Here is a 14,958-nt window from a genome sequence, read left to right as displayed (position 1 = left end):
CTGAGGCCTACTTGCGCTCTGCCTTCGAGGCGTCGCGGGTTCCCTTGAACTCCGAACCCTCGCCCCATTCGGGCCAGCGGGTGGAGTTGGCCAGATCCGCACCCAGGCCCTGGATCAGGCTGATGTCAGCGGTCATGCCATCCAGTCGCCAGCTGGCGTTCCACTCGTCGGCCGGCTGGTGATAGGCATTGATGCGGTAGGCGTCGGCGAAGGCCTTGCCGGCCGCCACACCGCCCTCGACCAGATCCTCGCCCGAGCCGAACGAGATGGCCGGCACGCCGCGCTTGGCGAACGGGAAGTGGTCCGAGCGATAGAAGTAGCCGGCTTCCGTGGCCGGGTCAGGCGTATAGGTGCGGCCGACCTTCTTGCCGTGGGCGATCAGGTCGTCCAGCAGGCCCAGCTTGGCGCTGCCCGAGATGGTGAAGTCCTTGGCCGGGCCGGCTGGATCCAGGGCGTCGGTGTTCAGCACGCCGACGGTCTTGGCCAGAGGATAGAGCGGGTTGGCCGCATAGTACTCCGAGCCCAGCAGGCCCTTTTCCTCGGCGGTCACGGCCAGGAAGACCAGGGTGCGGTCGGCGCGGGGGCTCTTGGCGAACACCCGGCCCATTTCCAGCATGGCCGCGATGCCGGTCGCGTTGTCGACGGCGCCGTTATAGATCGTGTCGCCCTTGGCATCGGCCAGGCCCACGCCCAGATGGTCCCAGTGGCCGGTGAAGAACACCGTCTCGTCCGGACGCTTGGCACCGGTCAGCTTGCCGACCACGTTCTTGGAAATGATCACCTTGGGCTCGACGGCATAGGCGGCCGAGAAGGTCGCGCCCTTCAGTTCCACCGGTTTGAAGTCGCGGCTCTGGGCCTGCTTCTTCAGGGCGTCAAAATCCAGGCCGGCCGCCTTGAACAGCTCCACGGCGGTGTCGCGCTGGATCCAGCCTTCCAGGGCCGGGTGCTGCTTGGTCGGCTCCTTGCGGACGATGTCGAACATCGTGTTGGTGTTGGAGTTCTTGACCGTGGCCCAGCCGTAGGAGGCGGGGGCCGTCTCATGCACGATCAGCAGGCCGGCCGCACCGAGGCGGGCGGCTTCCTCGAACTTGTAGGTCCAGCGGCCATAATAGGTCATGGCCTTGCCGCCGAAGTCACCGGACCCGGTCTCGAAGTCCGGGTCATTGATCAGGACGACGACGATCTTGCCCTTGACGTCCAGGCCTTTGAAATCGTCCCAGTTCCGTTCCGGGGCCTTGACGCCATAGCCGGCGAAGACGATCGGGGCGTTCTGGATCGACACCTTGTCGACATTGGTCATGGCCGCACGGATGGCGATCTGTTCACCCTGATTGAGGGCGATGTGGCTGTTGCCGACCATCATGTGGGCGCTGACCGGGCCCTTGATCTCGAACATGCCCAGCGGCACGTCCTGGGTCCAGGCGCGCTTGCCATCCTTCAGGTCGCCGCCGGGCTCCAGGCCCGCAGCCTTCATCTGTTCGACAATATAGGCGACGGTCTTGGTCTCGCCGGCCGTGGCGGGGCTGCGACCCTCGAAGGCGTCCGATGACAGGGTCTTGATGTGGGCGGCCAGATTGGCGGGGTCGATCTTCGGCGCATCCGCGGCATGGGCCAGCATGGGGGCCGTGAACAGGGCAGTGGCGAGCAGAAGGCGTTTCATCTTTGTCACTCTTTGGAGCAAATCTTGTCGTTGGGGCGGGACCGTATCCGGGGTCTTCCGTTAGGGGAAGGGGCCAGTGGCGTCAGGCCCTGGAGATCCGTCGCCCATCCACGGCCCAGCGCTCCAGCATCGCGCCATCCCAGACATGCAGGGCGTCATAGAGATTGATGGTCGGATCGCAGTGGCCCGGCTGCAGCCAGACGATGTCGCCCACCTTGGGGGCGTCGGGCGGGAAGGCCCGGGCCGGGTCGGCATCGGCCGCGCTGACCGCGCGGTCGAAGCCGAGCGGATCGCGGCCGGCGGCCTTCAGGACGTCGATCATGGCCGGGTGGGCGATCATGCCATGTTCGTCGCCCATCGGTCGCCACAGCGAGCCAGAGGCGGCACCGGAGACCATGCGCGCCGGCGGGCCGTCCATTGACACCGCCTTGAAGCCGGCATCGACGACGACATGGCTCTTGTGACGGGCCGAGACGACACTGGCGGCGATGAACAGGGACGGCTCGAACGGCCAGTCGCCGCCGCCCGGGGCCCCGCAGGCGTCGTACTCGACATCCATCACGCCATAGGAGCCGGCCTGCAGCTCGGTGAAGACGCCCGAGGCCAGGTCAAAGGCATGGGTGCCGGTGCCGCCGCCGGTGACCACGGGCGGCGGCAGGCCGGCGGCGGTCAGCTCGGCGACCAGGGTCTTGAGGGTGGCGAAGGCGGCCTCGTCGGCGGACCGGCGCAGGGCCCCGTCGTCCAGATGCTGCAGGTGGCCGAGATAGGCCTGGATCCCGGCAAAGCGCAGGCCCGGCGAGGCGTCGGCGGCCCGGGCCAGGGCCAGGGCCTCGTGCGGATAGGCCCCCGTACGATGGGTGCCCAAGTCCAGGTCGACGACCAGGTCCAGCAGGGTCCCGGCCGCCACGGCGGCGTCCGACAGGCGGTCGATCTGGCCGGCATCGTCGGCCGTGACGCCGATCCGGGCCCCGGATCTCGCCAAGGCCGCCAGACGCTGCGCAGCCCAGGGCGGTGGGGCGGCGGTGACGAGGATGTCGGTGATCCCGCCGGCCACGAAGGCCTCGGCCTCGCCGACAGTCTGCGCGCAAAGGCCGACCGCCCCGCGCTCGACGATCAGCCGGCCCAGGGTCGAGCACTTGTGGGTCTTGCCATGGGCCCGCAGCCGCACGCCGGCCGCGTTACAGAGGGCCTGCATGCGATCGAGATTGCGCAGCAGGGCGGCCTTGTCGACCACGAGGAGCGGGGTCTGGGGGAGGGCGTCTGCGCCTGGAAAGTTCATGCTGATCCCATTCCCGATCCAATCCGTCATCCCGCGCTTTATGCGCGGGACCCATCTGTCCGCCTTGGGGACGATGCCACGCTAGCGCGCACGTGCGAGCTGAACCATGGGTCCCGCGCATAAAGCGCGGGATGACGTGATGGGGCGTTAGATCTCGCCCGCCAGCACCCGCGCGAACAGGGCCGGATCGACATTGCCCCCCGACAGCACGATCGCTGCCGTCTGGCCCTTCAGGTCGATCTTGCCCGTCAGGGCGGCCGTCAGCGCCACGCAGCCGCCCGGCTCGACCACCAGCTTCAAGGTCGAGAAGGCGTAGCGCATGGCCTCGGCCACCTCGGCATCGGTGACCGCGACGATGCCGGCGAGGTTGGCCTGGTTGATCGGAAAGGTCAGCTCGCCGGGGATCGGGGTCAGCAGGGCGTCGCAGATCGAGCGGGCGTCCTTGTCGATGGTCTCGCGCTGGCCGCTTGCCAGCGACCGGCGGGTCTCGTCGAAGCCGGCGGGCTCGACGCCCCAGATCGCGGTGGCGGGCGACAGGGCCTTCACGGCCGTCGAGGTTCCGGCGATCAGACCGCCGCCGCCGACGCAGCAGATCAGGGTGTCCAGGCTTGCGCCAGCCGCCGTCGCCTGCTCGACGATCTCGAGGCCCAGCGTGCCCTGGCCCGCGATGATATGCGGATCATCATAGGACGGCACCACGACGCATCCGCGCTCGGCGGCGATCTCGTCGGCGATCGCGACGCGGTCCTCGGTGAAGCGGTCATAGAAGCGGATCTCGGCCCCGAAGCCCCGGGTGCCTTCGACCTTCACGGTCGGCGAGTCGGAGGGCATGACGATCAGGGCGGGGCAGCCGACGAGCTGGGCCGCCAGGGCCACGCCCTGGGCGTGGTTGCCGGATGAAAAGGCGACGACGCCGCGCCGGCGCTCATCGGCGGTCAGCTGGCTGAGCCGGTTATAGGCCCCGCGGAACTTGAAGGCCCCAGCCCGCTGCAGGGTCTCGGGCTTGAGCAGGACCCGGCCGCCCAGGCGCTCGTTGAGGGCCGGGCTTTCGAGGAGCGGAGTCACGACCGCCTGGCCCTTCAGGCGTTCGGCGGCGGCCTGGATATTGGAAAGCGTGACAGTCATGACCAAGGTCTAACCTGCGCGCGCCCGCATCGAAACCCTTTGCGAGGCTCGCTGTTCACGCCATAACCAGCGCGGGGTTGGGCTGTTGAGGGAATCCACATGAAGACCGCACTGTTTGCCGCCGCCGCTGTCGCGGTGCTGGGTTTCGCCGCGCCGGCCCTGGCGGGTGAGGTCTTTGTCGGGGCCTACAAGCATGATGTCACCTTCATCGGTGAGGCCGTGGGCCTGGGGGCCGCCGGTCGCGAGGACGGGGTCGACATCCATCTGGGCTATCGCACCGGCCGCATCGAGAGCCTGACCTGGCTGGGCAAGCCGCAGGTCCACACCTTCGTCTCGATCAACAGCGAGAACACCTCCAACTTCGTCGCCGCGGGCTTCAACTGGAAGCTGGATCTGGGCCAGTCGGGCGGCTTCTATCTGCGCCCCGGTATCGGTCTGGCCTATACCGACGGCGAGGCCGGTCTGCCGGCTGCCAATGCCCCGAACCTGACCCCGCAGGAACGCGCCCGCCGCACCAAGCTCTACTACACGCGGATCGACTTCGGATCCCAGGTGCTGTTCGAGCCCGAGATTGCCCTGGGCTACCAGTTCAATGACCGCTGGTCAGGTGAGCTCAGCTACACCCACCTGTCGAACGGCCAGATCTTCCACCAGGGCAAGAACCAGGGGCTTGACGACGTGGGGGTTCGGCTGGTCTACGCCTTCTGACTTCGCGGGGGCCGGCTTTGACCGCTCCCGTGTCGCCGCCCACAATCGACTAAGCGTCTGCGGCCGAGTCCTGTCGAAGGGCCGCGTGACGTCACCGGGCAGGTGACAAGGCATATCTCTACCATGGCCAATGTGACCGTCGTCGGCGCCCAGTGGGGCGATGAAGGCAAGGGCAAGATCGTCGACTGGCTGTCCAACCGGGCGGACGTCGTCGTGCGCTTCCAGGGCGGCCACAATGCCGGCCACACCCTGGTGGTCGACGGCAAGGTCTACAAGCTGGCCCTGCTGCCCTCGGGCGTGGTGCAGGGCAAGCTGTCGGTGATCGGCAACGGCGTGGTCGTCGATCCCTGGCACCTGCTGGGCGAGATCGCCAAGATCGCCGAACAGGGCGTGATCATCGGCCCGGACCTGCTGGTGCTGGCCGACAACGCCACCCTGATCCTGCCGCTGCACAAGGACCTGGACCAGGGCCGCGAAGCCCAGTCGACCCAGAAGATCGGCACCACCGGTCGCGGCATTGGTCCGGCCTATGAGGACAAGGTCGGCCGCCGGGCCATCCGCGTCGCCGACCTGGCCGACCCCGAGGCCCTGAAGCCCAAGATCGAGCGCCTGCTCAGCCACCATGGGGCCCTGCGCCGGGGCCTGGGCCTGCCGGAAGCCGACGGTGCGGCCCTGTTCGACCAGCTGATGGAGATCGCGCCGCAGATCCTGGCCTATGCCCAGCCCGCCTGGCGTCTGCTGGACCAGGCCCACAAGGCCGGCAAGCGGATCCTGTTCGAAGGAGCTCAGGGCGCCCTGCTGGATGTCGACCACGGCACCTATCCGTTCGTCACCTCGTCCAACACCGTCGCCGGACAGGCCGCCGCCGGATCGGGCATGGGTCCCAAGGGCCCGGGCTATGTGCTCGGCATCGTCAAGGCCTATACGACCCGGGTCGGCGAGGGCCCGTTCGCCTGTGAACTGGATGACGAGGTCGGCAAGCACCTGTCGACGGTCGGCCGCGAGGTCGGGGTCAATACCGGCCGCGCCCGACGCTGCGGCTGGTTCGATGCGGTGCTGGTGCGCCAGTCGGTGGCCATCAATGGCATCGACGGCATCGCCCTGACCAAGCTGGACGTGCTGGACGGCCTGAAGACCCTGAAGATCTGCGTCGGCTACAAGATCGGCGACCGTGAGGTCGACTATCTGCCGGCCGGCATGCGCGACCAGGCTGCCGCCGTGCCGATCTATGAAGAGATGGAAGGCTGGAGCGAAAGCACGGCCGGGGCCCGCTCGTTCAAGGATCTCAACGCCAATGCCATCAAGTATGTGCGCCGGGTCGAGGAACTGATCGGCGCGCCGGTGGCCTTGCTGTCGACAAGCCCCGAACGGGATGACACCATCCTGATGCGTGATCCGTTCCAGGGTTAGGGCACCGGCTAAGGTTGAGCCTAAAGGTTCCTGAAACCCGTCATGGCCTAGCGTGATACAGCTAGACGTTGCGAGGGTGTCGGCCTTGGGTCTGCGTGAGTTCCTGAATGACGGGTTGAACGGCGCGGCGCTCGAGATGAGTCGGCGCAGTGCCTCGGCTCGTCTGGCGGCAACAGGCCTGGCCGGCGGCCTGCTGGCCTTTCATTTCGGCCCTCTGGCCTGCCTCGCCTGGCTGGCGACGATCGGCGTCCTCGAAGGGCTGTTGCGGATCCTGCATCGCTTTATCCGGGCGCATCCCGGGAAGTTGGTCGTGCCGCTGCGGCTGGGATTCCCGGCGGCCTACAGCATGGCCTGGGCGACCATGGCGGGTCTGAGCTGGGCCCATGGTCCGCCAAGCATGAAGTTTGCGGCCATTCTCCTCCTGTTTGGCCTGATGCTTGACGCCCTGAAGTATTCGGCGATCAGCCGTTCGGTCATGCTGGCCATGGCCCCGCCGCCCTTCATTGCCTTGACGGCCGCCCCCCTGCTGACCGGCGGCTTCAAGGCCTGGGACCTGGTGATTGTGGCGGTCACCCTGGCCGCCCTGCTGGCCTATTTCCTGGATACGTCGCGCCGGGTGCGCGCCAATGCCGTGGCCCTGGAGCAGGCCCAGGCCGAGGCGACCGAGGCCAGCCGGGCCAAGTCAGCCTTCGTGGCCATGATGAGCCATGAGTTGCGTACACCGATGAACGGCGTGCTGGGTCTGGCCCACGCCCTGGGCTCGACCCGGCTGGATGCCCGGCAGGCCGACTATCTCGAGATGATCATCCAGTCCGGCGACGGCCTGATGACCATTCTCAACGACATCCTCGACCTGTCGAAGGTCGAGGCGGGCAAGCTGGAACTGGAGGCCGAGCCTTTTGAGATCCGTCGTCTGGCCAGCCAGATCCATCTGGTCTGGAGCCAGACGGCCCAGCAGAAGGGCCTGGCCCTGACGCTCGACGTCGCGCCCGAGACACCAGCCTGGCTGCTGGGTGATCCGATGCGGGTGCGGCAGATCCTGCTGAACCTTGTTTCCAATGCCCTGAAGTTCACCGAGGCGGGACGCGTGGAGATCCGCATTGCTCCGAGCGAGGCGGGCGGCGTGGACATCACGGTTGTCGATACGGGCGTCGGCCTCAGCGTCGAGCAGCAGCTCAGCCTCTTCAGTCCCTTCAGCCAGGGCGACCGGTCGACGGCGCGACGGTTCGGCGGCACGGGCCTGGGCCTGGCCATCAGCCGGCACCTCGCCCAGTTGATGGGCGGCGAGATCACCGTGACCAGCGCACCCGGGCAGGGTTCCGAGTTTCGGGTCCATCTGGCCTTGACCCCGACCCAGGCCCCCGTTGCCTCCGACCCTGCCGCCCCCGCCCTCAGCCTTGAAGGGATCCGGGTGCTGGTCGTCGACGACAACCAGGTCAACCAGGCCGTGGCCCGGGCCATCCTGGAATCGGTGGGCATTGTCATCGAGACCGCCAATGACGGCCGCCAGGCCCTGGCCCGTTTGCGGATCGAGGATTTCGACGTCGTGCTGATGGACGTCCACATGCCCGAAATGGATGGGGTCGAGGCCGTGCGGCGCATCCGGGCGGGGGAGGGCGGCCGGCCCGACATTCCCATCCTGGCCCTGACCGCCGATGCCATGGCCGGTGAGGCCGAGCGCCTGTTGGCCCAGGGCTTTGATGACGCCCATCCCAAGCCTATCCAGCCGGCCGGTCTGCTCGCGGCCGTGGCGCGGATGAGCCGGTCATCGGCAGGGCCTGGAGGCCGGGCCGGGCCGGTGCATTTCGCCCCAATCTGAGTTTTCTGACCAAGTATAGCCGCCGAATTAGCGAAGCCTTAGCTCTGGAGCCTTAGAGCCAACAAGGTCTCCAGAGGGTCCTGTTCTTGTCAGCGCGTCGAAACCTCAAGCCGGTGCGCACCAATGATCGGGTGACCCGTAGCCTGCGCGCGCTGGAACGGACGGCCTCGACCAGTCGGGTTCTGAACCTGCTGGCCATTCAGGCGGCCAGTGGCCATCGTCCGGAGCATGGCCAGCATCCGCTGTTTCGCAACCGCGTGCTCAACAACGCCTTGATCATCAAGCACCGCCTGCGCAGCGACGACATCTTCCTGTTCGACGACGCGCGGCCGATGGCCACCAAGATCATCATCCCCTTCGACCGCAGCGATCTGGGTCTGGGCGGTCAGTCGTTCTTTGTGGGCCAGCGTGGCTGGGCCGAACTGCTGCGGGAAGCCTGCAACGATACCACCGACATGGTGCGCGACACCGCCACCCTGCGCATGATCGACATGCTGCCGTCGCTAGATCCCTTCCTGCTGCGCGAGCACCTGCGTCGTCACGGCATGAGCGTCGCCGACTGCTATTTCGCCCTGTCGGCAGCCGATCTTGACCAGATGCAGGGCTTTGTCGGCTTCGAGATCTCGCGCCTGATCGAACTGGCCTATCGCGACACCGGACGCGCTTCGGGCGCTCACGCCGCCCGCCTGGTGGAAGCCCTGCTGTCGACCGATGTCGACGAGCGCCTGGAGCCGCTGCGCGAGACCCTGGTTCTGGAGGGCGAAAGCTTCAAGGAAGGCGTCTTCAGCTGGAAGGGCTTCCTCTACTACAAATGGATGCTGACCCACCTGTGGCCCCAGCTTTCGGCCGTCAGCGCCGAGATCGGTCAACTGCTCATTCCCGGGGTACGTGACAGCGAAACCTCGCGCTATCTCGACGAGACGCGCAAGCGACTCCAGGCGGGGATCATGGTCGAGCGCAGGGCGGTGCAGCGCACGCTCAAGGTCTATGACGATGCCTTCGAAGACCTGATCGAGAACGGAAAGCCCCAGGCTTTCCGGGCCTTCCTGCTGCGCGCGCCGGAGATGTTCCTCTCGCTCGGTGAAAAGGTCGGGGTGATCTCGCACATCTCAAGCTACTGGCGCTATCGCTTCCCGGAAGGGCGGCCGATATCGGCTCAGGTTGAAGAAGCTATTGATATATTTCAGGATTTCGAGAGTGGACTCAGTGTGGCCCCGACAATCTAAGTGGGTCGCTCCGCAATCGTTATCAAGCGGATTTTTACCAATGGTTGCTAGGCTCTTGGCCCAGTAGCCCAGTCAGGAGTCAGTTTTCCCGTGTTCGACGGCAATCCCCGCACCCTGCAGAGAGTGGCCGCGAAGATTCAGCGGGTGCTGGTCGTTGACCCCAATCCGGCCACGGCGCGGTTGCTGGCCGACCAGCTGAGGCAGCTGGGCAATGTGCAGATCTATCCGGCCCCGAACCTCGACAAGGGCTATGCCATGGCCCGCACGGTCGACCCGCAGCTGATCTTTGTCGAGCATGCCAGCGCCGGCATGGACGGCCTGCTGCTTACCCGCAAGATCCGTCGCAGCGAGCTGGTCTGCCGCCACGCACCGATCATCATGTGCACGAACGAGGCGACCGCAGAGACCATTTTCGGGGCTCGCGACGCCGGCGTGCATGAGTTCATGCGCAAGCCCTTCACCATGGGCGACCTGGAGCGCCGGCTGGAAGCGGTGACCCTGAAGCCGCGCGACTGGATCGAGGCCGTGCAATATGTCGGGCCGGATCGCCGTCGCTTCAACTCGGCCGAATACAAGGGCCCGCGCAAGCGCAAGGTCGACGCCGCCGGATCGGTAGCGGCGCGGCTCTCCCAGGCCCTACGCATTGTCCGTTCGGCCGCCCAGGCCCTGGACACCGATCCCGCCCAGGCCCGTCGCGCCCTGGCCGTTCAGGCCCTGGAACTGCGCAAGGTCGGCGAGGCGGTCAAGGAACCGCGTCTGGTCGCCGCCGCCGAGGCGCTTGAAGAGTGCATGGTCAGCAATGCGCCCGGCCCCCAGGCGCGCACCGACCTGCTGAAGCGTATCGACGCCCTGATGAGCTTCATGGCCCCCGAGGCCGACACTGGCCGCGGCGCCGCCTAGCCAGGCTAGACCGCGCCCGATCTGCCCGATCCGGGGTAGGGCGAAGGGCTTCCCGCCTGAATGGGTGTCGCCTGAGCGACAAGCTTCAGCATTCCGGCCGCTGTCACAATTCGACAATCTAACTCCTGAAAATATTTCACAGAGCGCCTCTAACCGTCCCCCCAGCTAACCGAGGGGACGACTATGAATTTCCGGGCTGTATTGATGGGTGCCGTTTCGGCGCTTGGACTGGCGTCGATGGCGAACGCCCAGACCGCCAACACCGAAACCGCCGAGGTCAGCGAGCTGGTGATCACCGCCCGTCGCCCCCTCGCCGAGAGCGAGGCGACCGCCCTGCAAGTGCAGCGCGCTTCGGACTCCCTGGTCAGCGTCCTGTCGGCCGATGCCGTCGGCGACCTGCCCGACCAGAACATCGCCTTTGCCATCGGCCGCCTGCCGGGCGTCGCCGTCCAGCGCGACCAGGGCCAGGCCCGCTATGTCAACCTGCGCGGCGCGCCGGTCTACTGGACGACCCTGTCGTTTGACGGCCTGAGCGTGGTCAGCCCGCAGGGCCGCGACTCGCGCTTCGACAACATCCCCTCGGCCATCGCCAGCCAGATCTCGGTGCAGAAGGCCATCGTGCCCTCGATGCCGGGCGACACGGTCGCCGGCAATGTCGACATCCGTACGCGCCGCGCCTTTGACCACAAGGGCCAGAAGATCACCGGCAAGATCGGCGTCGGCAAGGTCGAGCTGGGTGGCGGCACCGAGCTGGACACCAGCCTCGTCTATTCGAACATCTTCATGGACGGCAAGCTGGGTCTCGTGGCCCAGGGCTCGTACTACAGCCGCGACATGGTGACCAATAACTGGGAAACCGATCCCTACATCACCAATACGACCGATCCCAGCAAGCACTTCGCGCGCGAGCACGAGAACAAGCACTATCGTCTGAACCGTTCGAACTTCTCGGGCTCGACCCGGATCGACTACGCTTTCGACGACAACAACACGGTCTTCGCCAGCACGATCAACACCTTCTTCCGTGATGATGAGTGGCGCGACAACTTCATCTTCCGGCTTGATCAGGGTACGGATGCTGCGGGTAACGGCTACAACACGCCCGCCTTCATCAATGCCAACAACCCGACCTTCGGCACCGTCTACGGCGCCCGGATCAATGGCCGCGTCGACTATCGCGACACCAAGGAATTCATGACCACCAATACGGTGGGCGGCGAACACACCCTGTCGGGCTGGAACCTGTCCTGGCGCGCCAACTACACCTTCACCGACGACGGCCGCGACACCCCGGTCACCGCCGCCTTCCAGAGCCCGTCGACCTTCAGCCTGCGTCCGACCGTCGAGTATGATTTCCGCAACGGCGACGTGAACACCATCAAGCTGTTCACCACCGGCGGCACGACCACGGCCCGCACCAAGGGCGCCCAGGTCACCAATATCGAGGCCTTCCAGTTCCCGTCGACCTCGATCGGCAACGTCGAAGGCGGCGACATCACCAGCGCCTGGACCGGCAAGTTCGACCTCGACCACGAAGGCCAGCTGTTTGGCCTGCCGACCCGCTTCGAGTTCGGCGGCCTCTATACCGACCGCACCAAGAAGTCGCGCGAGACGGCCTACAACCGGTCCTTCACGTCCACCAACGCCGTGCCGTGGTCCTTCTTCGCCATCGACGACGCCTATATGGGCACCCAGAACCTGAACTACAGCTTCCGCTACACCAATGCGGGCGCGACCACGGCCTATATGGACAATCTGGTGGCCACCGGCGTCGCCACTCGCAGCGATACCCGCGGCAACTTCTGGAAGGTGTCGGAAAAGATCACCGCCGCCTACGGCATGGCCACCACGACCTTCGACTGGGGTAACCTGGTCTATGGTGCCCGCGTCGAGATGATCGAAAACACCGGCCAGGCCTATGTGAACTTCCCGGCCGTCGGTGCGACCCCGGCTGCGACCCGTCTGGTCAATACCTCCAGCGACGAGACCCTGGTCTATCCGAGCCTGCACCTGAACTGGAACGTCCGCGAAAACGTCAAGCTGCGGGTCGGTCTGACCACCTCGGCCTCGCGCGCTGACTTTGACGACCTGCGTCCCAACTTCTCGATCAATGACTCCAGCCAGACCATCTCGGGCGGCAACCCTCTGGCCAAGCCTGAGAAGCAGATCGGCCTCGACACCTATGTCGAGTGGTACATGACCCCCGAGGGCTTCTTCTCGGCCGGTCTGTTCTACAAGGACATCTCGGACGTGCTGGTCCAGAAGGCTGACACCTTCGGTCTCGACACCCTCGACGTGCCGGGCCTCGACCGCTCGAACTACCTGTTCACCAAGGTCGACAACGGCGGCGACGGTCACCTGCAGGGTGTGGAAGTGTTCTTCTCGGGCACCGCCAAGAAGCTGGTCAGCGACCTGAACCTGCCGGAATGGATGGAAGGCTTCGGTACCCGCCTGTCGGGCACCTGGACCTCGTCGGAAGTCACCCTGCCGACCGTCGGCGGCGTGCCGGCGCGCAAGATCAGCGTCCTGGGCACCTCGGACGCCGTCTACAACCTGCAGGCCATCTACGAAAAGTACGGCCTGACCGTTCGTCTCGCCTACCAGTACCGCACCCCCTGGGGCGAGTCGGTGGGCAGCTACCGGGTGACCAATGGCGTCGTTAATCCGGCCGACAACGGCGACATCTTCTGGGATGCCGACGAGGAACTCGACCTGTCGGTTCGCTACCAGGTCAACCAGCACTTCGAAGTCTATCTCGACGGCGTCAACCTGACCGACCAGGGTGCCCGTCGCTATGGCGATCAGAAGCGCTATCCGATCGAGTACGAGACCTTTGGTCGCCGCTATGTCGCGGGTGTCCGCTTCAACTTCTAAAGCTGGAGAGCTTGGGGTCGCTTCGGCGATCCGTGCGACGGGAGCCGGCTGAGCGATCAGCCGGCTCTTGGCCTTTTTTGCGATCCGTGGCCGGACTATCTCTCGCCGGCGGGGCGTTGTAGCCAGTGCCGCAAGGCCTCATTGACCGCTTCGGGGGCTTCCATCGGGGTCATGTGGCCGGCGCGGGGGATGACCACCAGCGGCGCGCCCCCGATCGCCTCGGCCATGGCGCGGTGCCCGGCGACCGGGGTGATCTGGTCGGTCTCGCCGCAGAGGGTCAGCAGCGGAACCTTCAGGGCCTTCAGGGCCGCCTCGCCGTCCTGGCGTTCCAGGCTGTTCTGGCGGATGAACACCTCGCGGCCCAGGCGCTGGGTCATGGCGACGATGCGGCCGGTCAGCTCGTGGTCGTTCAGGCGTGAGGGGTCGATATAGCTTTTCAGGATCGCTTGGCTGATGCCCAGAAAGTCGCCGGGCCGCCGGGCGGCCTCGGTCAGGGCCCGTCGCCGGGCGGCGCGCTCGGGGGTGTCGACGCGGATCGAGGTGTCCAGCAGGGCCAGGCGCTCGAGACGCCCGGGCGCGATCCGGGCGATCTCCTGGGCGACATAGCCGCCCATCGAAAAGCCCGCCAGGGCGAAGGTCGGTTCGGCCTGATCCAGAACGCCCTGCGCCAGGTCTCTGATGGAGTCGCCGCGCGTCAGATCGGGCACCCAGGGGCGGGCGACATCGGCCAGTCCGCTGATCTGGTCGCGCCACAGGCCGGCATCGTTCAGCAGACCGGGCAGGAGGATCAGCTGGGGGAGGGGCATGCCCGAACCTATAGCCCGTGATCCCTTACTCCGCTCTCCCCGGCGAAAGCCGGGGCCCAGATTCAGCCTGAGCGCTTGGGAATGATGCGCCAAACGCTGGAGGTCCGGCGTAATAGGCTCAGGGTTAGATCTGGGTCCCGGCTTTCGCCGGGAAGAGCGGATTTAAGGCGTCAGGCCTCGACCATGTTCTTGGCGATGGCCGCCTCGCGCATGGTCTTCTGCAGCTTCTCGAAGGCGCGGACCTCGATCTGGCGAACCCGCTCGCGGCTGACGCCATAGTGGCTGGCCAGGTCTTCCAGGGTGGTCGGGTCGTCTTTGAGGCGACGCTCGGTCAGGATGTGACGCTCGCGGTCGGTCAGTTCGACCATGGCCTCCTGAAGCAGCCCCATGCGCAGGGACTTTTCTTCATTCTCGGCGACCACGGTCTCCTGGCTGACCTGTTCGTCATCGGCCAGCCAGTCCTGCCACTCGCTTTCGCTGTCCGAGCGCAGGGGCGCGTTCAGCGAGGCGTCGGGGCCCGACAGGCGGCGGTTCATCGAGATGACCTCGCTGTCCAGCACGCCCAGCTTGGTGGCGATGGCGCTGACCTGATCGGCGCGCAGGTCGCCGTCCTGGAAGGCCTCGATCTGGCTCTTTGCCTTGCGCAGATTGAAGAACAGCTTCTTCTGCGCCGCAGTCGTGCCCATCTTCACCAGCGACCACGAGCGCAGGATGTATTCCTGGATCGAGGCGCGGATCCACCACATGGCATAGGTGGCCAGGCGGAAGCCCTTGTCGGGCTCGAACTTCTTGACGGCCTGCATCAGGCCGACATTGCCCTCGGAGATCACTTCGCCGATCGGCAGGCCGTAGCCGCGATAGCCCATGGCGATCTTGGCCACCAGGCGCAGGTGCGAGGTGACCATCTTGTGGGCGGCTTCAGAGTCCTGATGCTCCTTCCAGCGCTGGGCGAGCATGAACTCCTCGTCCTTCGGCAGCATCGGGAACTTGCGGATCTCGGTGAGGTATCGCGACAGGCCGCCGTCAGGCGACATCACCGACAAAGAGCTAGCGGCCATAAAAACACATCCCCTTGGGCCGGCGGATCGCCCGCCTCGTCCCATCACAACAGGTCAGATAGGAAGCGGTTGCGGTCAAGTTAAGGCCTATGA

11 protein-coding genes are annotated in these 14,958 nt (G+C 66.2%); 6 read left to right on the top strand and 5 right to left on the bottom strand.

The annotated features are described in order from the left end of the window. Positions 1–7: 7 nt before the first annotated feature. The 3 genes from ACW17U_RS13750 to ACW17U_RS13740 form a co-directional block, all read right to left on the bottom strand. Complete coding sequence (locus ACW17U_RS13750) at positions 8–1,660, bottom strand: M28 family metallopeptidase (RefSeq protein ID WP_492053160.1); 1,653 nt, start codon at positions 1,658–1,660, stop codon at positions 8–10. 82 nt (positions 1,661–1,742) lie between these two features. Further along, positions 1,743–2,969, bottom strand: a complete 1,227-nt coding sequence (locus tag ACW17U_RS13745; protein WP_492053158.1) for an alanine racemase — start codon at positions 2,967–2,969, stop codon at positions 1,743–1,745. A gap of 117 nt (positions 2,970–3,086) precedes the next feature. Then, positions 3,087–4,064 (bottom strand): threonine ammonia-lyase, encoded by a 978-nt coding sequence (locus ACW17U_RS13740; protein ID WP_492053156.1) that lies wholly within the window; start codon positions 4,062–4,064, stop codon positions 3,087–3,089. A 99-nt stretch (positions 4,065–4,163) separates the two neighbouring features. Between ACW17U_RS13740 and ACW17U_RS13735 the strand changes: the two genes are divergently transcribed. From ACW17U_RS13735 to ACW17U_RS13710, 6 genes are all read left to right on the top strand, one after another. Next, positions 4,164–4,772 (top strand): acyloxyacyl hydrolase, encoded by a 609-nt coding sequence (locus ACW17U_RS13735; protein ID WP_492053154.1) that lies wholly within the window; start codon positions 4,164–4,166, stop codon positions 4,770–4,772. 123 nt (positions 4,773–4,895) lie between these two features. Next, positions 4,896–6,182 (top strand): adenylosuccinate synthase, encoded by a 1,287-nt coding sequence (locus ACW17U_RS13730; RefSeq protein WP_062144132.1) that lies wholly within the window; start codon positions 4,896–4,898, stop codon positions 6,180–6,182. Positions 6,183–6,267: 85 nt separating this feature from the next. After that, positions 6,268–8,001, top strand: coding sequence for an ATP-binding protein (locus ACW17U_RS13725; RefSeq protein ID WP_492053152.1), 1,734 nt, complete (start codon positions 6,268–6,270; stop codon positions 7,999–8,001). An 86-nt stretch (positions 8,002–8,087) separates the two neighbouring features. Next, positions 8,088–9,227: a hypothetical protein gene (locus ACW17U_RS13720; RefSeq protein ID WP_492053150.1), complete on the top strand. Its 1,140-nt coding sequence runs from the start codon at positions 8,088–8,090 to the stop codon at positions 9,225–9,227. 90 nt (positions 9,228–9,317) lie between these two features. Further along, positions 9,318–10,127 carry a response regulator gene (locus tag ACW17U_RS13715; protein ID WP_492053148.1) on the top strand — a complete coding sequence of 270 codons (810 nt, stop codon included), beginning with the start codon at positions 9,318–9,320 and terminating at the stop codon, positions 10,125–10,127. Positions 10,128–10,310: 183 nt separating this feature from the next. Then, positions 10,311–13,001 (top strand): TonB-dependent receptor, encoded by a 2,691-nt coding sequence (locus ACW17U_RS13710; RefSeq protein ID WP_492053146.1) that lies wholly within the window; start codon positions 10,311–10,313, stop codon positions 12,999–13,001. A gap of 95 nt (positions 13,002–13,096) precedes the next feature. Here ACW17U_RS13710 and ACW17U_RS13705 read toward each other — a convergent pair whose 3' ends face one another. Next, complete coding sequence (locus ACW17U_RS13705) at positions 13,097–13,807, bottom strand: alpha/beta fold hydrolase (protein WP_492053144.1); 711 nt, start codon at positions 13,805–13,807, stop codon at positions 13,097–13,099. A gap of 170 nt (positions 13,808–13,977) precedes the next feature. Further along, positions 13,978–14,865 carry an RNA polymerase sigma factor RpoH gene (gene rpoH / locus ACW17U_RS13700; RefSeq protein ID WP_492053142.1) on the bottom strand — a complete coding sequence of 296 codons (888 nt, stop codon included), beginning with the start codon at positions 14,863–14,865 and terminating at the stop codon, positions 13,978–13,980. Positions 14,866–14,958 lie beyond the last annotated feature (93 nt).

This window comes from Caulobacter sp. AVps16 (assembly GCF_058681455.1).
Note: the sequence above shows the minus strand (reverse complement) of the source record. Positions and strands in the feature narration are given on the sequence as shown.

What these genes read in the sequence shown, in the direction of transcription:
- ACW17U_RS13750 (WP_492053160.1), bottom strand. Translation starts at nt 1,660, where the DNA reads ATGAAACGCCTTCTGCTCGCCACTGCCCTGTTCACGGCCCCCATGCTG.
- ACW17U_RS13745 (WP_492053158.1), bottom strand. Translation starts at nt 2,969, where the DNA reads ATGACGGATTGGATCGGGAATGGGATCAGCATGAACTTTCCAGGCGCA.
- ACW17U_RS13740 (WP_492053156.1), bottom strand. Translation starts at nt 4,064, where the DNA reads ATGACTGTCACGCTTTCCAATATCCAGGCCGCCGCCGAACGCCTGAAG.
- ACW17U_RS13735 (WP_492053154.1), top strand. Translation starts at nt 4,164, where the DNA reads ATGAAGACCGCACTGTTTGCCGCCGCCGCTGTCGCGGTGCTGGGTTTC.
- ACW17U_RS13730 (WP_062144132.1), top strand. Translation starts at nt 4,896, where the DNA reads ATGGCCAATGTGACCGTCGTCGGCGCCCAGTGGGGCGATGAAGGCAAG.
- ACW17U_RS13710 (WP_492053146.1), top strand. Translation starts at nt 10,311, where the DNA reads ATGAATTTCCGGGCTGTATTGATGGGTGCCGTTTCGGCGCTTGGACTG.
- ACW17U_RS13705 (WP_492053144.1), bottom strand. Translation starts at nt 13,807, where the DNA reads ATGCCCCTCCCCCAGCTGATCCTCCTGCCCGGTCTGCTGAACGATGCC.
- rpoH (WP_492053142.1), bottom strand. Translation starts at nt 14,865, where the DNA reads ATGGCCGCTAGCTCTTTGTCGGTGATGTCGCCTGACGGCGGCCTGTCG.